Source organism: Chryseobacterium sp. SIMBA_028 (assembly GCF_046535285.1).
Classification (GTDB): domain Bacteria; phylum Bacteroidota; class Bacteroidia; order Flavobacteriales; family Weeksellaceae; genus Chryseobacterium.
Genome location: NZ_JAWRWZ010000103.1, coordinates 1 through 343 on the forward strand (window position 1 = coordinate 1; position 343 = coordinate 343).

The 343-nt window shown below is 33.2% G+C and carries 1 pseudogene; it reads right to left on the reverse strand.

The features are described from left to right. Positions 1-14: 14 nt before the first annotated feature. Positions 15-343 (reverse strand): annotated as a pseudogene (locus tag SCA31_RS22730) (hypothetical protein); the annotation flags it as partial.

Genomic DNA, 343 nt, shown 5'->3' on the forward strand with positions numbered 1-343 from the left:
ATCAATTAAAAATTCTATTTGTCAGCCTGCGGAATTTCAACAGCCGATAATTCTAGTTGATAATGATCTAACTGCATCCTGATCGTTTTCAAACCCACTTTAAAAAAGGAAGAAGCGGTAAACAGATTATGGTAATATTCTATGCCTTCCAACAGGTTTTTTTTGAATGCATTCCATTTTTTTGCTTGTGATGGGGTGATTGGAATGAATGAATCAGCGATTTCTTTTTTCAGATAATCAATATACATTTTCAATTCGTTGATGAACATATTCGGTCGTTCATGATCAGCAAGAATATTGGTATTTCCATAAATATGATTTACCATTTCAGACAGGGAGACTT